Source organism: Pannonibacter sp. I15F10I1 (genome assembly GCF_900185665.1).
Classification (GTDB): domain Bacteria; phylum Pseudomonadota; class Alphaproteobacteria; order Rhizobiales; family Stappiaceae; genus Pannonibacter; species Pannonibacter indicus.
On sequence record NZ_FYAN01000019.1, the window covers coordinates 1 to 15,837 of the forward strand.

14 protein-coding genes and 2 tRNA genes are annotated in these 15,837 nt (G+C 62.3%); 6 read left to right on the forward strand and 10 right to left on the reverse strand.

Annotated elements, in window-relative coordinates:
- From IF10I1_RS12350 to rfbC, 5 genes are all read right to left on the reverse strand, one after another.
- On the reverse strand, nucleotides 1-668 hold a 668-nt coding region (locus IF10I1_RS12350), incomplete at its 3' end, for a tetratricopeptide repeat protein (RefSeq protein WP_186424519.1).
- Between the two features lie 1,101 nt (nucleotides 669-1,769).
- On the reverse strand, nucleotides 1,770-2,639 hold the full coding sequence (rfbA, locus tag IF10I1_RS12355) for a glucose-1-phosphate thymidylyltransferase RfbA (protein WP_186415239.1): 870 nt from the start codon (nucleotides 2,637-2,639) through the stop codon (nucleotides 1,770-1,772).
- A gap of 10 nt (nucleotides 2,640-2,649) precedes the next feature.
- Nucleotides 2,650-3,543, reverse strand: coding sequence for a dTDP-4-dehydrorhamnose reductase (gene rfbD / locus IF10I1_RS12360; protein WP_186393067.1), 894 nt, complete (start codon nucleotides 3,541-3,543; stop codon nucleotides 2,650-2,652).
- The gene (rfbB, locus tag IF10I1_RS12365; RefSeq protein WP_186393068.1) at nucleotides 3,543-4,589 is read right to left on the reverse strand and encodes a dTDP-glucose 4,6-dehydratase; all 1,047 of its coding nucleotides are present in this window, start codon (nucleotides 4,587-4,589) and stop codon (nucleotides 3,543-3,545) included. Before rfbB ends, rfbD begins: the two co-directional genes overlap by 1 nt.
- 5 nt (nucleotides 4,590-4,594) lie before the next feature.
- Entirely contained in the window at nucleotides 4,595-5,167 is a 573-nt protein-coding gene (rfbC, locus tag IF10I1_RS12370) for a dTDP-4-dehydrorhamnose 3,5-epimerase (RefSeq protein WP_186393069.1), read from the reverse strand.
- A 967-nt stretch (nucleotides 5,168-6,134) separates the two neighbouring features.
- Here rfbC and galE point away from each other — a divergent pair.
- Nucleotides 6,135-7,139, forward strand: coding sequence for a UDP-glucose 4-epimerase GalE (galE, locus tag IF10I1_RS12375; RefSeq protein WP_082205862.1), 1,005 nt, complete (start codon nucleotides 6,135-6,137; stop codon nucleotides 7,137-7,139).
- A gap of 146 nt (nucleotides 7,140-7,285) precedes the next feature.
- On the opposite strand, the gene IF10I1_RS12380 is transcribed toward galE, so the two are convergent.
- The 3 genes from IF10I1_RS12380 to IF10I1_RS12390 form a co-directional block, all read right to left on the reverse strand.
- Nucleotides 7,286-8,371, reverse strand: coding sequence for a hypothetical protein (locus tag IF10I1_RS12380; protein ID WP_186393071.1), 1,086 nt, complete (start codon nucleotides 8,369-8,371; stop codon nucleotides 7,286-7,288).
- Nucleotides 8,368-8,631 (reverse strand): hypothetical protein, encoded by a 264-nt coding sequence (locus IF10I1_RS12385; protein WP_186393072.1) that lies wholly within the window; start codon nucleotides 8,629-8,631, stop codon nucleotides 8,368-8,370. The genes IF10I1_RS12380 and IF10I1_RS12385 overlap by 4 nt, the downstream gene beginning before the upstream one ends.
- A gap of 247 nt (nucleotides 8,632-8,878) precedes the next feature.
- A tRNA-Gln gene (locus IF10I1_RS12390) sits at nucleotides 8,879-8,953 on the reverse strand.
- A 313-nt stretch (nucleotides 8,954-9,266) separates the two neighbouring features.
- Here IF10I1_RS12390 and IF10I1_RS12395 point away from each other — a divergent pair.
- Nucleotides 9,267-9,343 (forward strand) — tRNA-Pro (locus tag IF10I1_RS12395).
- A gap of 376 nt (nucleotides 9,344-9,719) precedes the next feature.
- Here the strand turns inward: IF10I1_RS12395 and IF10I1_RS12400 are convergent.
- Nucleotides 9,720-10,205: a peroxiredoxin gene (locus IF10I1_RS12400; protein WP_055455123.1), complete on the reverse strand. Its 486-nt coding sequence runs from the start codon at nucleotides 10,203-10,205 to the stop codon at nucleotides 9,720-9,722.
- 144 nt (nucleotides 10,206-10,349) lie between these two features.
- Nucleotides 10,350-11,258: a protein-disulfide reductase DsbD domain-containing protein gene (locus IF10I1_RS12405; RefSeq protein WP_186393073.1), complete on the reverse strand. Its 909-nt coding sequence runs from the start codon at nucleotides 11,256-11,258 to the stop codon at nucleotides 10,350-10,352.
- Between the two features lie 172 nt (nucleotides 11,259-11,430).
- On the opposite strand from IF10I1_RS12405, the gene IF10I1_RS12410 reads away from it, so the two are divergent.
- From IF10I1_RS12410 to IF10I1_RS12425, 4 genes are all read left to right on the forward strand, one after another.
- Entirely contained in the window at nucleotides 11,431-12,027 is a 597-nt protein-coding gene (locus tag IF10I1_RS12410; protein ID WP_244274451.1) for a YqgE/AlgH family protein, read from the forward strand.
- A 200-nt stretch (nucleotides 12,028-12,227) separates the two neighbouring features.
- Nucleotides 12,228-13,634: a threonine synthase gene (gene thrC, locus IF10I1_RS12415; RefSeq protein ID WP_186424520.1), complete on the forward strand. Its 1,407-nt coding sequence runs from the start codon at nucleotides 12,228-12,230 to the stop codon at nucleotides 13,632-13,634.
- Between the two features lie 228 nt (nucleotides 13,635-13,862).
- Nucleotides 13,863-15,149, forward strand: coding sequence for a pitrilysin family protein (locus IF10I1_RS12420; protein ID WP_186424521.1), 1,287 nt, complete (start codon nucleotides 13,863-13,865; stop codon nucleotides 15,147-15,149).
- Nucleotides 15,150-15,176: 27 nt separating this feature from the next.
- Complete coding sequence (locus IF10I1_RS12425) at nucleotides 15,177-15,815, forward strand: GNAT family N-acetyltransferase (RefSeq protein WP_186424522.1); 639 nt, start codon at nucleotides 15,177-15,179, stop codon at nucleotides 15,813-15,815.
- Nucleotides 15,816-15,837 lie beyond the last annotated feature (22 nt).

The following is a 15,837-nucleotide window of genomic DNA, read 5'->3' on the forward strand; positions in this document are numbered from 1 at the left end:
TCGGTGCCCAGGCCTGCAATGAGTGCGCGGGCAACGTTGATCTGTCCGGATGTATGACCGGCATCGGCTGCCTCTTGGAAATACTGAAGGGCCTTGACGGGATCTTTGTCGACGCCAATACCGTCCCTGTAGATTTCCCCGAGACGGACATAGCCGGAGGCATTCCCAGCTTCTGCGGCGCGGGTCAGGTAGTCAGCGGCTCTGGCACCATCCACCGGAATGGGGCCACCGCGGGTATAAAGATCGCCAAGGGTGTAGAGAGCCCAGCGGTCGCCAGTCTCTGCCACTTCGCTCAACAGGGCCAAGCCCTCTTCGGGCTTTGCTTCGGTGCCCAGGCCTGCAATGAGTGCGCGGGCAACGTTGATCTGTCCGGATGTATGACCGGCATCGGCTGCCTCTTGGAAATACTGAAGGGCCTTGACGGGATCTTTGTCGACGCCAATGCCGTCCCGGTAGATTTCCCCCAGGCGGACGTTACTCCAGTCGTTCCCGGCTTCTACGGCACGGGTCAGATAGTCAACGGCCCTGGCGCCATCCACCGGAATGGGGCCGCCGCGCGAATAGAGATCACCAAGGATGTGGAGGGCATCCCTGTTGCCCGCCGAGGCCGCATCTTCCAGGTGCTGCAATGCGGTCTGCAACGCGGCTTCGTCCGTGCCCTGCCGCACGATCTCGCGCAGTTCCTGTATGCTCGGCGTCTCCGGTGCTGTCTGGGCGTAACTGTCAGAGGCTCCCGGCAGGACTGTTGCAGACGAGAGCAAAAGACATATGGCGGCCGTCCTGCCGAAACGGGGCAGAGCGGCGCGGCGCCAAAAAGAACTGGTCTTTCCACTATTTAGGTCAAGATTTAGATCAAGGTTCAGGTATGGTATTGGCATGGCAAATTGCCTCCGAAATGCAGGTGAAAATCAAGTATGAGAATGATCGTGATCATTAAAATTTTAAACAGGCATGTCAACCTTTGTCATTTGATTTGACGGCTGTTTATGTATTTCTGTGTATTTACTGAATATAGTTGATGTTCTTTATTTGGAGGGAATTTTTACCGCGTCAATGTTCGTGCCGGGTGATAAATAAAACAGCAAGTCTTACGGTGTGTAGCCGGGGCGGACAGGTGATGCCAACTCCCGATAAGCTTGACGCATCGGGATCCGGTACAGCCTGAGCGGCATCCGCGTATTTTCACGGCGTCATGCGGCAGCATTGCGGCGCCTTGATATTGAACGGCGTCATACCCGTCCTGACCGGACGCCACGGGCACATGACCCTGTAGGCCAGGAGCGGATTTCCAGAAGACGGGGCATCGTCCGCTGGCTGCGGCCTTCGCTGGCAGCAGGGCGTTGAAACCGGTCATGCAAATACGAGCCAGCAACGCAACGGCCGCAGACAGATTTGTACCTGCTGTTTTTTTGAGAAAAACATGCGCTTGCCGGAAATGGCTCGGGTCTGTGTGTTGAATGAATCTGCTAAAGCCGTGCTTGCAGTGTGCCGCCGGGGACCAGTCAGCATGAAACTCCGGCGGTGAAGTTTGCAGTGATGAGCAAAGTCTGGGCCGGGCTATCCGGGCTCGCTGTTGGGCAGAGGAGAGGAACTGCGCCACTGCGAAGCTTCACCTGGAAGGCGCTGGACATTTGGCAGGCGATTACAATTTCTATACACGAAACTGTTATACAAATGCTCGATGAGCTTGACTCATCGAGCATTGGTTAAGCCCATGCGGCGCTTGAGCATTTTCAAGGCGTGATGCGTCAGCGTCGAAAGCCTTGGTATTAGCTCCGGTGGGCCAGCGCACGCACATAGGTGGCATAGTTTCCCTTGCCTTGCGCGCCCGGTGAGGCCAAAAGCGCAGCGTCATCGATGAAGCCCATCCGCCAGGCTACCTCTTCCAGGCAGGCGATCTTGAAGCCCTGGCGCCGTTCCAACGTGGCAACAAACTCGGCCGCCTCCAGCAGGCTGTCCGGCGTGCCGGTATCAAGCCAGGCATAGCCGCGGCCCATGATCTCGACGGAGAGCGTGCCGGCGTCCAGATAGCAGCGGTTGAGGTCTGTGATCTCCAGTTCGCCGCGGGCGGAGGGCTTCAGGCTGGCGGCATAGTCGACGACCTTCTCGTCGTAGAAATAGAGGCCGGTGACTGCCCAGCTCGACTTCGGTTTTGCCGGCTTTTCCTCGATCGAGACCGCTCGCATCGAGGCATCGAAAGCCACCACGCCATAGCGCTCGGGATCATTGACATGATAGGCAAAGACGCTCGCGCCGTCAGGCCGTTCCGCTGCGCGGCGCGTCAGTTCTGGCATGCCGTGACCATAGAAGATGTTGTCGCCGAGGATCAGGCAGGATGGCCCGCCAGCGACGAAGTCAGCGCCGATGATGTAGGCCTGCGCAAGGCCATCAGGGCTTGGCTGTTCGGCATAAGATAGCTCAAGACCCCACTGTGAGCCGTCACCCAGAAGGCGCTGGAAGTTTGGCAGGTCGTGCGGCGTCGAGATGATCAGGATCTCACGGATGCCTGCAAGCATCAGCGTTGACAGCGGATAATAGATCATCGGCTTGTCATAGACCGGCATCAGCTGCTTCGATGTGACCAAAGTCATCGGGTGAAGCCGCGTGCCGCTGCCACCTGCAAGAATAATACCTTTCATGCTTCATCCCCTAAAACTGAGCTTCTGTGTTTATCGTCTTGACAATGTGACTGATTGAACTGTGCCAATCGGGAAGCTGCACGCCATGGACATTGAACAGCTTGGTGCCGTCCATCGTGGAATTAGCCGGGCGTGCTGCCGGAACCGGATAGTCGAGCGCTGCTATCGGATTGACCTGGACCCGTTTCCCCAGAAAGGGCTCGGCCTCAAGAAATACGGCACTGGCGAGCTCCGCCCAGCTTGCCGTGCCTTCCGGAACCATGTGAAAGGTTCCGCGCAGCGCGGTGTCTTCGGGGCTGCGCAAAAGATTAGCAGCAACGCTCAAGATGCCGTCTGCAACATCAAGTGCTGAGGTGGGCCCGCCATATTGGTCTGCGACGACATTGATTGCATCGCGAGTTGAACCAAGACGAAGCATCGTCTTGACAAAATTGTTCCCGAAAGGACTCACAATCCATGCAACGCGAAGGATCACATGATCCGGATTTGCGGCGGACACTGCAAACTCACCGGCAAGCTTGGAGGCTCCATAGACGTTCAGCGGCCCGACGGGATCGCTTTCCACCCAAGCTGTCTCTTTCGTGCCGTCGAAAACATAGTCGGTTGAGAGATGGATAACGGGCACGCCAAGATTGCGCGCAGCGGCGGCAATAAGGCCTGCCCCGCCCGCATTGATACGCCAGCACGAGTCGCGGTCCGTTTCGGCTTTGTCGACTGCCGTGTAGGCGGCTGCCGATACGATCACGTCCGGCTTGAGCCGCTCGAGCGCCGGAAAAACGGTAGCCTGATCGAGAAGGTCAAGATCAGGCCGCCCGGCCGGAAGGATGGTTGCTCCAGAAATCGGCCCCCGTTGGGCCAGGGCCGATACAACTTGTCCCTTCGAGCCGGTGACCGCGATCCGCATCACAGCGTCCCCAGTCTTTCACCGGTGTAGACCTTGTCGCGCAGCGGCCGCCACCACCACTCATTCTCCAAGTACCATTGAACAGTCTTCTCGATACCGCTGTCGAACGTTTCCTCTGCGCGCCAGCCGAGTTCGGTTTCAAGCTTCGTGGCGTCGATCGCGTAACGGTGGTCATGCCCCGGCCGGTCGGATACGAACGTGATCAGCTCGCTGCGCGGCCGGTCTGCAGGCTGCAGCTTGTCGAGAATAGCGCAGATCGATTGCACCACATCGATGTTCTTGCGTTCATTGCGGCCGCCGACATTGTATTTCTCGCCGAGCCGGCCAGCGCCGCCGATCAGATGCAGGGCCTTGGCATGATCCTCCACATAGAGCCAGTCACGGATGTTTGTGCCGTCGCCATAAACCGGCAGCGGCTTGCCGTGAAGCGCATTGAGGATGATCAGCGGGATCAGCTTTTCGGGGAAGTGATAGGGGCCATAGTTGTTGGAACAGTTGGATACCAGCGCTGGAAAACCATAGGTCCGCTGCCAGGCAATGGCCAGATGGTCGGAAGCTGCTTTCGAGGCGGAATAGGGCGACGACGGATCATAGGGCGTCTCCTCATGGAAGAGACCCTCCGGCCCGAGCGAGCCATAGACTTCGTCGGTGGAGACATGCAGGAAGCGGAAGGCCGCTTTCGCTTGAGCCTCCAGTCCGGACCAATATCTCCGGGCCGCCTCGAGCAGCGTAAAGGTGCCGATGACATTGGTCTGGATGAAGTCCCCGGCCCCCGTGATCGAGCGGTCTACATGGCTTTCGGCGGCCAGGTGATAGACCCGGTCCGGGCGGAAACTGGAAAAGGCCTCATCCATGGCAGCGCGGTCACAGATGTCGGCCTTCAGGAAACGGTGGTTCGGACGGTTGCTGACAGCCGTCAGTGATTGCAGGTTCCCCGCATAGGTCAGCTTGTCGACGGTCAGCACGTCGGCGCCCGCCTCTACAACAAGATGGCGCACAAGCGCAGAACCGATGAAACCGGCACCGCCGGTAACGAGAATACGCATAAGAATCAGGCTCCTGTGGCCATATACTGAAAGGGTGGGGCGATTGCGGCAAGGACTGGCGCAGCACGGTCCTTGGGCGAAAGGGTCAGTGCCTCTTCAGCCATGGGCCAGCCGATGCCGAGCGCCGGATCGTTCCAAAGGATGCCGCGGTCATGTGCGGCTGAGTAGTAGCTCGTCACCTTGTAGAGAACCGCCGTATCTGGCTTCAGCGTCACGAAACCATGAGCGAACCCCACAGGAATCCAGAGCCAGGCACCATTCTCCGGGGACAACTCGGCAGTGACATGCTGTCCGTAGGTGGGAGAGCCGGAGCGGATGTCGACAGCAACGTCGAGGATCGAGCCCGAGAGGCACCTGATCAGCTTGCCTTGGCCGGCAGGCTCCAACTGAAAATGCAGGCCGCGCAACGTGCCGGCCGCTGCCGACAGGGATTGGTTGTCCTGGACAAAACGGACAGGCCCCACCTCAGCCTGAAACAGGTCTTCGCGAAAGATCTCGCTGAAGAAGCCGCGATCATCTCCGTGGCGTTTGGGGGTGATCTTGATCACGTCTGGGATGGCTTGCCGTTCAAAAAGCACTTGGACCCCCGGGGCTTAATGGTTATCGGACTGTATTGTATACGTTCTTGCGCGCCAGCTTCAAACCCCTGTCCTCGCCCGCTCCAGCGAACCCAAATGGAGCGCTGTCATGCAGCTTGCGGGCGTGGCGCGATTGGAGACTTTAGCCTCCGCTAGGCCCTCCAGGCACGAAAGGCGATTGTGGGGGAAGTGCACCCTGCCCGCAGTCTTGAGAGCGGTCCAGTCCATCCGAATGCCACCAGCCTTCGTTCCGCCGGAAATAGTCCGGAAACCGAACCAAGCCACTCTTTAAATGATAGAAGGTCGTTTGTGTTGCCTTCATCTCGACTTCCTGGCCGCCCGATGCCGCAAGATTTACACTACCCCAATCTCTCGACACCAAGCAGGACAATGGCGTCAATCAGTGCTGCGGGGATTGATACACTCCAAAAGGTGCCATGAAGAGACAGTGCAAGATTCTTCGGCGCAGTTGGTAGCCGAGTTTCCTGCCGGTTTCAATTCGATATTGCCAACAGACTGGCTCAAGGTGGCTTGGCCAGCTTCCGAACTTGAGGGAAACGAACTTCCTGTTCCGGGCGGGTTTAAACACAGGAAGTGTATAGAAGGATGAGGAGACATGACCATATATCTGGGGGCGCTGCTGTGCAGCAATCCGCCTTCCAGCCGGCAAGAGCAGATGGCGCGGAAAATTTGCTTTTGGCCCTTGCCATAAAAGACCCATGCACCGAGAAGGACCCGTTGCGCTAGCTGAGCTAGCTTCGCGGTTTGAGCGGCTGCTGAGGTTTTTGGGCGAGCACGCGTGCTCTGAAGGAATTCATGCGCTTTCCGGAGATGTTGCTGACCCGCGTGTTGAATGGCAGGGCTTCCCCCGCGCTTGCAGTCTGCCGCCGCATGGGGCAAAGCTGCCATGTTTGCGGTGGCGGGCGGCCGCCGGTGCAGGCTTCGTTTCGAAGGAAAGACATCTGCCATGACGACACTCATCACCGGCGGCGCCGGCTATATCGGCAGCCACATGGCCCATTGCCTGGTGCGGGCGGGGGAGAAGGTTGTTGTGCTCGACAATCTCACCACCGGCTTCGGCTGGGCGCTGCCTGCTGAGGCACAGCTGGTGGTGGGCGATGTGGCCGATGCCGCGCTGGTGGGCCGCCTGCTGGCGGATCATGGCATCGAGGCGGTGATCCATTTCGCCGGATCCGTCATCGTGCCGGAATCGGTTTCCGATCCGCTGAAATATTACCGCAATAACACCTCTGCCTCACGCAGCCTGATCGAGGCCTGCGTCACGGCCGGGGTGGACAAGTTCATCTTTTCCTCCACGGCCGCCGTCTATGGCGATCCGCTCAGCGTGCCGGTGCCGGAGGATGCGCCGCTGGTGCCGCTGTCGCCCTATGGCATGTCCAAGCTGATGACGGAGCTGATGCTGAAGGATGTCAGCGCTGCGCATGATTTCCGCTACACGGCGCTGCGCTATTTCAATGTGGCCGGGGCTGATCCGGAGGGCGCGACGGGGCAGAGCACGCCGCAGGCAACCCATCTCATCAAGGTGGCCTGCGAGACGGCACTTGGCCAGCGGCCGCAGATGAGCCTGTTCGGCAGCGATTACGACACCGTGGATGGCACGGCGGTGCGCGACTATATCCATGTGAGCGATCTTGTGGAGGCGCACCGGCTGGCGCTTTTGCGCCTGCGCGATGGCGGGGCCAGCGCGGTGATGAACTGCGGCTATGGCGAGGGCTATTCCGTGCGCCAGGTCATTGAAACGGTGAAGGCCGTTTCGGGCATTGATTTCAAGGTGGAGGAAGCCCCGCGCCGGGCGGGCGATTCGCCAAAGGTGGTGGCGGACAGTGCCCGCGCCCGGCAGGAACTGGGCTGGCAGCCGAAATACAATGATCTTGAGCTGATCGTACGCCATGCTTTCGCCTGGGAGGAGACGCTGAAGGCCCGCCGGGTCAATTCGCTACAAGAGGGGTGACGGGAGGCGGCGGGAACGCATCAGGCTTCCGGTGCTGGCGCATCACGCCTTGAAAGGGCTCAACCGCCGCACGGGCTTGAGCACCTCCCGGTGAGCCGGGCTCACCGGGAGGTGGTATAAACGGGCCGCTGCCGCCACAGGCCGGGTCACCGCCAGCCCACAGCCGTCACCAAAGGCGCTGCGCCAAACGGGCTTTCCGGCACGGACAGGCCGGCCGGGCCTGCGGCCGTGGCGGCGCTTGTGTCCAGTGTCAGCGTTGCAGCGGTTGCGGCAGTCAGCGTCACACTGCGGGTGCCTTGCGGCAGATGCAGGGTGAGCGCGTCCGCCGGCCGCAGGACAGGGCTGCCGCGCGTCGGCACCGGGGCGGCCAGCCCCCGCGCGGACAGGCTCGCGGCGGGCGAAAGCTCCAGATGCGCACCGGCGATCCGCAAGGTCAGGTCGAAAGCGCCGGAAAGGGTCAGTTCCAGCCCGAATCTGAGGCGCGACGTCCCGCTGTTCTGGACCGTCCAGTTCTTGCTGAAGTGCGCAAGCTCCAGGGCGGCGGCGGACGGGACGACGGTTTCGATCTGCTTTGTGAGATAGACATTGCCTGCGGCCAGTTCTGTCAGACGCAAGCGGCAGGTGACGTTGCCGAGGCTGCCGGCCGCAAGCACCAGGTTCAGGTTGCTGAGAACTGCCGCGCTGCTCCCCGCTGTGATGCCGAGGTGCTGGTCTTCGGCATTGGAAAAGTAAAGCTGCAGGTCCGTGGCAGTGGAATTGCCCCAGAAGCGGACATCCACGTAAGGAAGGCCGCCAGAGCTGCCTTTGGCGGTGAGCCGGGCCCGGATGGTGGAGCCATCCACCCGGGATTGCCACCAGCTGCCGGGCAGTCCGTTCAATGTGTCGGTGGTGGAAAGGCTTGCCCCGGTTCCGGTGCTGTCCGCAATGGCATTGCTGACCGCCGGAGAGAGAAACAGGCCAAGGTCCGTGCGGGCAGGCACATGGGCGGCAAAACCCTGATAGCTGCCGGTACTGTCAGGGGCGAGGGCTTCGCCGCCGCGCGTCAGGCTGAAGGCGGCGGCCGGGGTGATGCTGCGCCCGCCTGTCATATAGCGGTGCTTGCGGAAGTCGGCGGCATAAAGGGCCCCGCGCGGCCACCAGCCGCCGCCCTGCATCGGGGCCGCAAGGCCAAGACCCAGCATCGGCCCCAGACAGAGGCTGGGTGCCGCGAGCGAGGGAACGGCGGCGCTCACAGCAGGCCAACCAGGCCGGAGGCGGTGGTGCCGGTGGCCTTCACCGCCGTGGTGCGCAGCGGCAGCAGGCAGCCATCGGGCACATTGGTGAGGGTGATGGCCGCGCCGCTGCGCAGGGTCAGGGCGAGCGAGCCGCCCGTGCCCACATAGATTGCGCGCACCACTTCGCTCAAGGCGGCGCTGTCGCTGGGGGTGATGGAAAAGCCGTGGCTGGCGGGGGCGGTCAGGCCGGCGCCATGGCTGTCGAAGCGGTCCGTCATCGCATCTGTCTCCTTGCAGCAGGCCGCGCCTGCGAGGAGGACAGAATAGGACTGCCGCGGGAGGCGGGGATAAGCTGCCGGCAGCGTGACGCTGGCAGGCAGCGGAGCGCAAACAGGCAGGCGGTGGGGCGGACCGGGGCAGGGATTTGAGTCTGGCCGGAACAGTGTGACCAGGATTTGCGATGATTTTCAGGTGCTTGTAGACGCCGTCTTTCGGCGGGGCTTCGGCAAAATTAGCGAAGACGGATGGCTGGGGCGGGAGGATTCGAACCTCCGAATGTCGGTACCAAAAACCGATGCCTTACCACTTGGCGACGCCCCAGAATGAGGAACAAGCGGTGTGTCACCGCGCCTCAGGCGCGCTGTATGCCTCAAGCCCGGCGCGGGCGCAAGTCTTCCGGTCAAACACCTTCCACACATCCACATGATGCGCAGGGCCGCATTTCGTGAAACAGGAGAGGCGGTGCAGGGACTTATCCACTGCCGGAGGGCTGATTGTGGAGCACTGGCAAACTTTCTTTGCCGATGTGCGAGAGGGGGCTTGCGGGGTCAAAAAAGCGGTGCTAATACCCGCCACATCGACGGGGCAGCGCCCCGGCGGTTCCCGGCCCGGGTTTCCCGGTGCTCGACTGGATCGGAGTGTAGCGCAGCCTGGTAGCGCACCTCGTTCGGGACGAGGGGGTCGAGTGTTCGAATCACTCCACTCCGACCATCCAGCTTTCTTCCGCAAAATCAGATAGATAGCCGCCCTTGGGCGGAGCCGTCATGCCGTTTGCGCCGCTATTCCGGATAAAGCCGCACACTCTGCGCCGCCCCGGGCGGAGCGAAGCGCAGACCCGGGGACCACTCGCTTGCAGAGCGTTGAGGCCTGAGCGCGGCGTTGAGGCTTGCTCAAGATGATCCTGCTGCCGCAGCACTCATGAAAACGTCCTCTCTCTGCAAGCGAGTGGATCCCGGCTCGCGCTGCGCTTGGCCGGGACGACCCGGAGGCGGTGTGCGCTCAGGGGAAAATGACTCATCCACAAAGAAAAAGCCGGAGACATGCGCCTCCGGCCTTATGCGTTCCCGTTCCGGTTTCCCGAACTGGATCAGAGCGCTTCCAGCATCGCAGCGGCGCCGGAAACGGTGGCCTGGCCGGGGGCGTCTTCCACGTTGAGGGCGGTGACAACGCCGTCCTTGGCGATGAGGGCGAAACGCTTGGAGCGGATGCCCATGCCGAAGCCGGAGGCATCCAGCTCAAGGCCCAGTTCCTTCACGTAGGACGCGCTGCCATCGGCGAGGAAAAGGATCTTGTCACCGGCGCTGGTGGCCTTCTTCCAGGCATCCATGACGAACATGTCATTCACGGAAACCACGGCGATGGTGTCCACGCCCTTGGCCTTGAAGGCATCGAAATGCTCGACAAAGCCTGGCAGGTGATTCATGTGGCAGGTCGGGGTGAAGGCGCCCGGCACACCGAACAGGACAACGGTCTTGCCGTTGAAGATGTCGCTGGCCTTCATCTCCACCGGGCCGTCGCCGCCGATGACCTTGAATACGCCGTCCGGCAGACGGTCGCCAATCTTGATGCTCATCCGGATCTCTCCACGTCCAAAGAAAAACGCTCGAGGACTGCCGCAGGCGTTGCACGCAAAGGCGGTCCGCCCTTCGACATAGGGTCATATGGCGGCGCCGTCGAGCCCTATTCAGCGGAAGGGGGCGTGCCGCCGGGCCGGATGCTACTGCGCCGGGCCGTCCGTCCGCCGGATGCTGCGGGTCCTGCTGTCGATCGTATAGGAGGCCTCGACTGCGCGCCCGTCCGTCACCAGCACGAGGCGCAGGGGCAGGGCCTCTTCCGGCCCGCTCAATCCCTTGAGGGACAGGCTCCAGCGGATTTTGCTGCCGTCCCGCGCGCCCGGCTTGGGCAGGCCGGTGGTGGCCTCTGCTGCGCCTTCGGCAAAGAGATCGGCCGAGGTGGCGTCTCCCACATCAGCGGTGATGTCGAGTTTCAGCGCGCTCTTGCCTTCCCGGAAACTGAAGCCGACAAGGCGCGGGCCTTCGGTCTCCTGCATGGCAACGGGCAGGGCTGCCTGGGCCGTGCTGATGAGCCGTGCGGCAATGCGGTCCGGCTGCGGATCGGCGGCCAGATCCAGCGTGAAACGCGCTTCAGCGGGCACACAGATCTTGTTGCAGACGCCGAAGAAGGCATTGGCCTCCAGCTTGAGCGGCCTGTCTGCCGCTTCGGGCGTCAGGCGGAGGGGCAGAAGAACGCTGTCCGTATAGACAATGGACTGGCTGAAGCCGTCGTCATAACGCTCCGGGGCGGGGAAGGAGAGGCTTCCATGCGCCAGATTCGCGCTTCCCTCGAAGCTGAGTTCCGGCGGAATGCCGGTTTCGCCCGGATAGCGCCAGTAAGTGTGCCATTCCGGGTCCAGGGCGATTTCAAGGCCGGCCTCGTAGCTGCCATCGAGCGCCTTGCCGGCCACCACCAGCCGCACGGCACCGCCCTCAATCACCTGCCACTCGGTAATGATGGCATCGGCGGGCGATGTTCCTGCCAGCAGCAGGGCGGAGCAGGCCGCTGCAAGGCGCTGTGCTGCAGAGCGAAGGGGCGTTGCCGTCTGATCGTGGGGCTGACGTGAAGACATGCGATAGGTGATAGCGCAAAGCCTGCGCGGCGTCCTCCCCTTCTGTGGCCGGGGAATGCTCATAACTCTGTGAACGCTGCAAAAATTGCAGCCCGCCACGGCGTGAAGCAAGTTAACAAATCACCTGGCAGCAGGTAATCTCTACAGGGGTGCAATGCAAAAGGGAGGCTGCATGACACAAGGTTCGGACACAGGCTGGCTCGACGGGCAGTTTCTGATTGCCATGCCGAACATGCCTGACAGCCGGTTCGCCCATACTGTCATCTATCTCTGTGCTCACTCTTCCGAAGGGGCGATGGGGCTGATCATCAATCAGCCATCCAATAGCCTGTCCGTGGCTGATCTTCTGGTGCAGCTCAACATCGTGCCGGAAGGCCAGTCGATCCGCCTGCCCAATGCCCTGCGCGGCATGAGCGTCTATCGCGGCGGCCCGGTGGAGACCGAGCGCGGCTTTGTGCTGCATTCCGATGATTTCCAGCTGGAAAGCTCCACCTTGCCCATTCAGGACGGCATCTGCCTGACGGCAACGATGGACATTCTGAAGGCGCTGGCCGAAGGGCGCGGCCCGTCGCAGGCGATGCTGGCGCTGGGCTATGCCGGCTGGGCGCCCGGCCAGCTGGAACAGGAGATCCAGTCCAACGGCTGGCTGACCGGCCCGGCTGATCCGTCGATCCTGTTCGATACCGAAATCGGCACCAAGTGGCAGAGGGCGATGTGGCAGATCGGCGTTGATCCTTCCATGCTCTCCGGCGATGCCGGTCATGCCTGATGCGGGGCAGGGCACCCGCCAGCCATGCTGAGCCGGGCGGGCAGATGTTCTCAAATGCAGTTTGCGCGCCTTGGCAAACTGTCTTATGGGTCATGGTCCCGGGACGCCCGTCCCGACGAAGATCAAACGCCTGTTGACTGCACCCGCCGCAAATTGGCCAGGGCGCAGGACTGTAGCCAGACATAAAGGGATCCGGCGCGGTGAGATATGTCAGTACGCGTGGTTGCGCACCTGTTCTCGATTTCGCAGATGTTCTTCTTCAGGGCCTTGCCCGTGACGGCGGGCTTTACCTGCCCGAGACCTGGCCGCAGTTTGACGCCAAAACCATCGCAGGCTTTGCCGGCAAGTCCTATCAGGATGTCGCCTTCGAGGTGATCCGCCCCTTCACCGGCGGCACCATCAAGGATGCCGATCTCAAGCGCATGATCGATGAGGCCTATGCCACGTTCCGCCATCCGGCGGTGACGCCGCTGGTGCAGATCGCGCCGAACCGCTTCGTGCTGGAGCTGTTCCACGGCCCGACGCTGGCCTTCAAGGATGTGGCCATGCAGCTGCTGGGCCGCCTGATGGACCATGTGCTGGCCGAGCGCAACCAGCGCGCCACCATCGTTGGCGCCACCTCCGGCGACACGGGCGGGGCGGCCATCGAGGCCTTCCGCGGCCGCGAGCGCACGGATGTGTTCATCCTCTTCCCCGAAGGGCGCGTGTCCGACGTGCAGCGCCGCCAGATGACGACGCCCACGGAAGCCAATGTTCATGCACTGGCGGTGGAAGGCAATTTCGATGATTGCCAGGCCATCGTGAAGGGCATGTTCAACCACTTCGATTTCCGCGACCGGGTGGGCCTGTCGGGTGTGAACTCGATCAACTGGGCGCGCATTCTGGCGCAGATCGTCTATTACTTCGTGGCAGGCGTTGCCGTTGGCGCGCCGCACCGTCCGGTGTCTTTCACCGTCCCGACCGGCAATTTCGGCGATATCTTTGCAGGCTACGCCGCCATGCGCATGGGCCTGCCGGTCGACAAGCTGGTGATTGCCACCAACCGCAACGACATTCTGGTGCGCACGCTGGAAACGGGCCGCTACGAGATGCGCGGCGTCTCGGCGACCATTTCCCCGTCCATGGACATCCAGATCTCGTCGAACTTCGAGCGGCTTCTGGCGGAAATGCATGGCCGCGATGGCGCCGCCGTGAAGGCCATGATGGGCAGCCTCTCCCAGTCCGGCAGCTTCACCATCGCTGATGGTCCGCTGGGCGAGATGCGGAAGCTCTTCGCGGCCGGGCGCTGCGGCGAGGATCAGACGGCTGCCACCATTGCCCGCACCCATGCGGAAACCGGCTACCTGCTCGACCCGCATACCGCCATCGGCGTGCATGTGGCCGAGGAGCTGGGGGCGGGCGAAGCGCCGATGGTTGTGCTGGGCACGGCCCATCCGGCCAAGTTCCCCGCCGCCGTCAAGGCTGCCAGCGGTGTCTATCCGGCTCTGCCCGAACAGCTGGAGCCGATGATGACCGCGCCGGAGCGCCAGAGCGTGCTGCCGGCGGATCTGGGCGCCATCGAGCGCCATGTCGAGGCAAACGCCCGCGCCGTGAAAGGCACGGCCTGAAATTGACGCAGAAAGGGGCGCAAGGCTGCTTGCGCCCCTTTCTGCTTGAGCTGCCATCTGGCCGTGCCCTAGGGTATGTGTCACAACAATGACAAGGGCTGGCAAAGGCCCGCAAGCCGTGAAACAGTATTGCCGCAGCCGGAGCGCCGGAATGCCTGAGGGCAGGATGGCTGAAACAAGGGCAGGCGTGACACGCCACCCGCTCCCCTGTGAGCCCGGGAGGACCGCATGGAAGTAAGGACGACCCGGTTGGCCAATGGGCTGACCGTCATCACGGACCGGATGCCGAGCCTGAAGACTGCGGCGCTCGGGGTGTGGGTGAGGACCGGGTCACGGGCGGAGGCACCAGAGCAGAATGGCATCACCCATCTGCTGGAGCACATGGCCTTCAAGGGCACCGCCACCCGCAGCGCCCGCCAGATTGCCGAGGAAATCGAGGCTGTTGGCGGCGAGTTGAATGCCTCCACCAGCGTCGAACACACCAATTACTATGCCCGCGTGCTGGCCGAGGACGTGCCGCTGGCGGCAAATCTTCTGGCCGACATCCTCAAGAACTCCGTTTTCGATGCGGAAGAGCTGGCGCGCGAGCAGCATGTGATCCTGCAGGAAATCGGCGCTTCGCTGGACAGCCCGGACGATCAGGCCTTCGACCTGTTCCAGTCCACCGCCTGGCCCGGTCAGCCGCTGGGCCGGCCGATCCTTGGCACGCCCGAAACCCTGATGAGCTTCGACCGGGATTCGCTGACCCAGTATCTGGCCAACCGCTACCGGGGGCCGGACATGGTTCTGTCGGCGGCAGGCGCCGTGGATCACGACGAGCTGGTGCGCATTGCGGAAGATCAGTTCTCCAGCTTCAGCGGCGAACAGGCGGCGCCTGTGGGCGAAGCCACCTATGCCGGTGGCGAGGGCCGTCTGGAAAAGGAGCTGATGGAGGCGCAGATCCTGCTGGGCTTCAAGGGCCAGTCCTATGCCTCGCCGGATTACTATGCCTCGCAGATCCTGGCCGCGGTGCTGGGCGGCGGCATGTCCTCGCGCCTCTTCCAGGAAGTGCGGGAAACGCGGGGCCTGTGCTATGCGATTTATTCGTTCCACTGGGCCTTCAACGACACGGGCCTTTTCGGCCTGCATGCGGCGACGGGCGAGGACAACCTCGAAGAGCTGATGCCGGTGATCTTGGGAGAACTGGAGCGCGCAGGCAGCGACATTTCCGAGGAGGAGGTAGCCCGTGCCCGTGCGCAGATCCGCGCCGGACTGATGATGGCACTGGAGAGCCCGGCCGCCCGCGCCGGTCAGATCGCCCGGCAGATGCTGATCCATGGCCGCACGCTGAGCCTTGAGGAAGTGTCGCAGCGCATCAATGCGGTGACGGCCGAGAGTGTGCGCCGTGTGGCATCGGACATCTTCACCTCCAGCCAGCCGACGCTGACGGGCCTTGGCCCCATCGGAGAGATGATGACACTGGACGAGGTGCAGGAGCGCCTCAGCGGCCCTGTGCCGCAGCGCGCCTTCGCCTGAACCGGGCCGGGATAAGGGGGGCGTCAGGTGGCCTTGCTTCTGTCCTTCGGAGCGTCGGAGACAGAGCCCACATTGCGGGGGCAGGGCTTCTATCTGCGCCCGCCGCTGATGGCGGACTTCCCGCAGTGGTCTGTGCTGCGGGAAGAAAGCCGCAGCTTCCTTACCCCGTGGGAGCCGCTCTGGCCGGTGGATGATCTGACCAAGCCCGCCTTCCGCCGCCGCCTTCGCCGTTATGCCAATGACCGCAAGGAGGGGCGCAGCTATCCCTTCTTCCTCTTTTCACAGGATGGAACGCTTCTGGGCGGGGCGACCTTGTCCAACATCCGGCGCGGTGTCTCCCAATGCTGCTCGCTCGGCTACTGGATGGGCGCACGGCACGCTGGAAAAGGTTACATGTCCAGCGCGGTCGCCTTGATCGCGCCATTCTGTTTCGATGTGTTGCGCCTGCACCGGATCGAGGCGGCCTGCCTTCCCAGCAACGGGCCGTCGATCCAGCTTCTACGCAAGAACGGGTTCACACGCGAAGGTTATGCGCGCCGCTACCTCAATATCAACGGTCAGTGGCAGGACCATATCCTCTTCGCACGCCTTGCTGATGATCCGGTGCCGGCCGTTGCGGCCGCCTCTCCACAATGGACCAGTGGCGCCTCGAAAGAAATCTTGTGACATGGCCGACAACCCTTTAACT

Coding starts and splice junctions, on each gene's coding strand:
- rfbA (WP_186415239.1), bottom strand. CDS start 2,639: ATGAAAGGTATTATTCTTGCAGGTGGCAGCGGCACGCGGCTTCACCCG.
- rfbD (WP_186393067.1), bottom strand. CDS start 3,543: ATGCGGATCGCGGTCACCGGCTCGAAGGGACAAGTTGTATCGGCCCTG.
- rfbB (WP_186393068.1), bottom strand. CDS start 4,589: ATGCGTATTCTCGTTACCGGCGGTGCCGGTTTCATCGGTTCTGCGCTT.
- galE (WP_082205862.1), top strand. CDS start 6,135: ATGACGACACTCATCACCGGCGGCGCCGGCTATATCGGCAGCCACATG.
- IF10I1_RS12385 (WP_186393072.1), bottom strand. CDS start 8,631: ATGACGGACCGCTTCGACAGCCATGGCGCCGGCCTGACCGCCCCCGCC.
- IF10I1_RS12400 (WP_055455123.1), bottom strand. CDS start 10,205: ATGAGCATCAAGATTGGCGACCGTCTGCCGGACGGCGTATTCAAGGTC.
- IF10I1_RS12405 (WP_186393073.1), bottom strand. CDS start 11,258: ATGTCTTCACGTCAGCCCCACGATCAGACGGCAACGCCCCTTCGCTCT.
- IF10I1_RS12410 (WP_244274451.1), top strand. CDS start 11,431: ATGACACAAGGTTCGGACACAGGCTGGCTCGACGGGCAGTTTCTGATT.
- IF10I1_RS12420 (WP_186424521.1), top strand. CDS start 13,863: ATGGAAGTAAGGACGACCCGGTTGGCCAATGGGCTGACCGTCATCACG.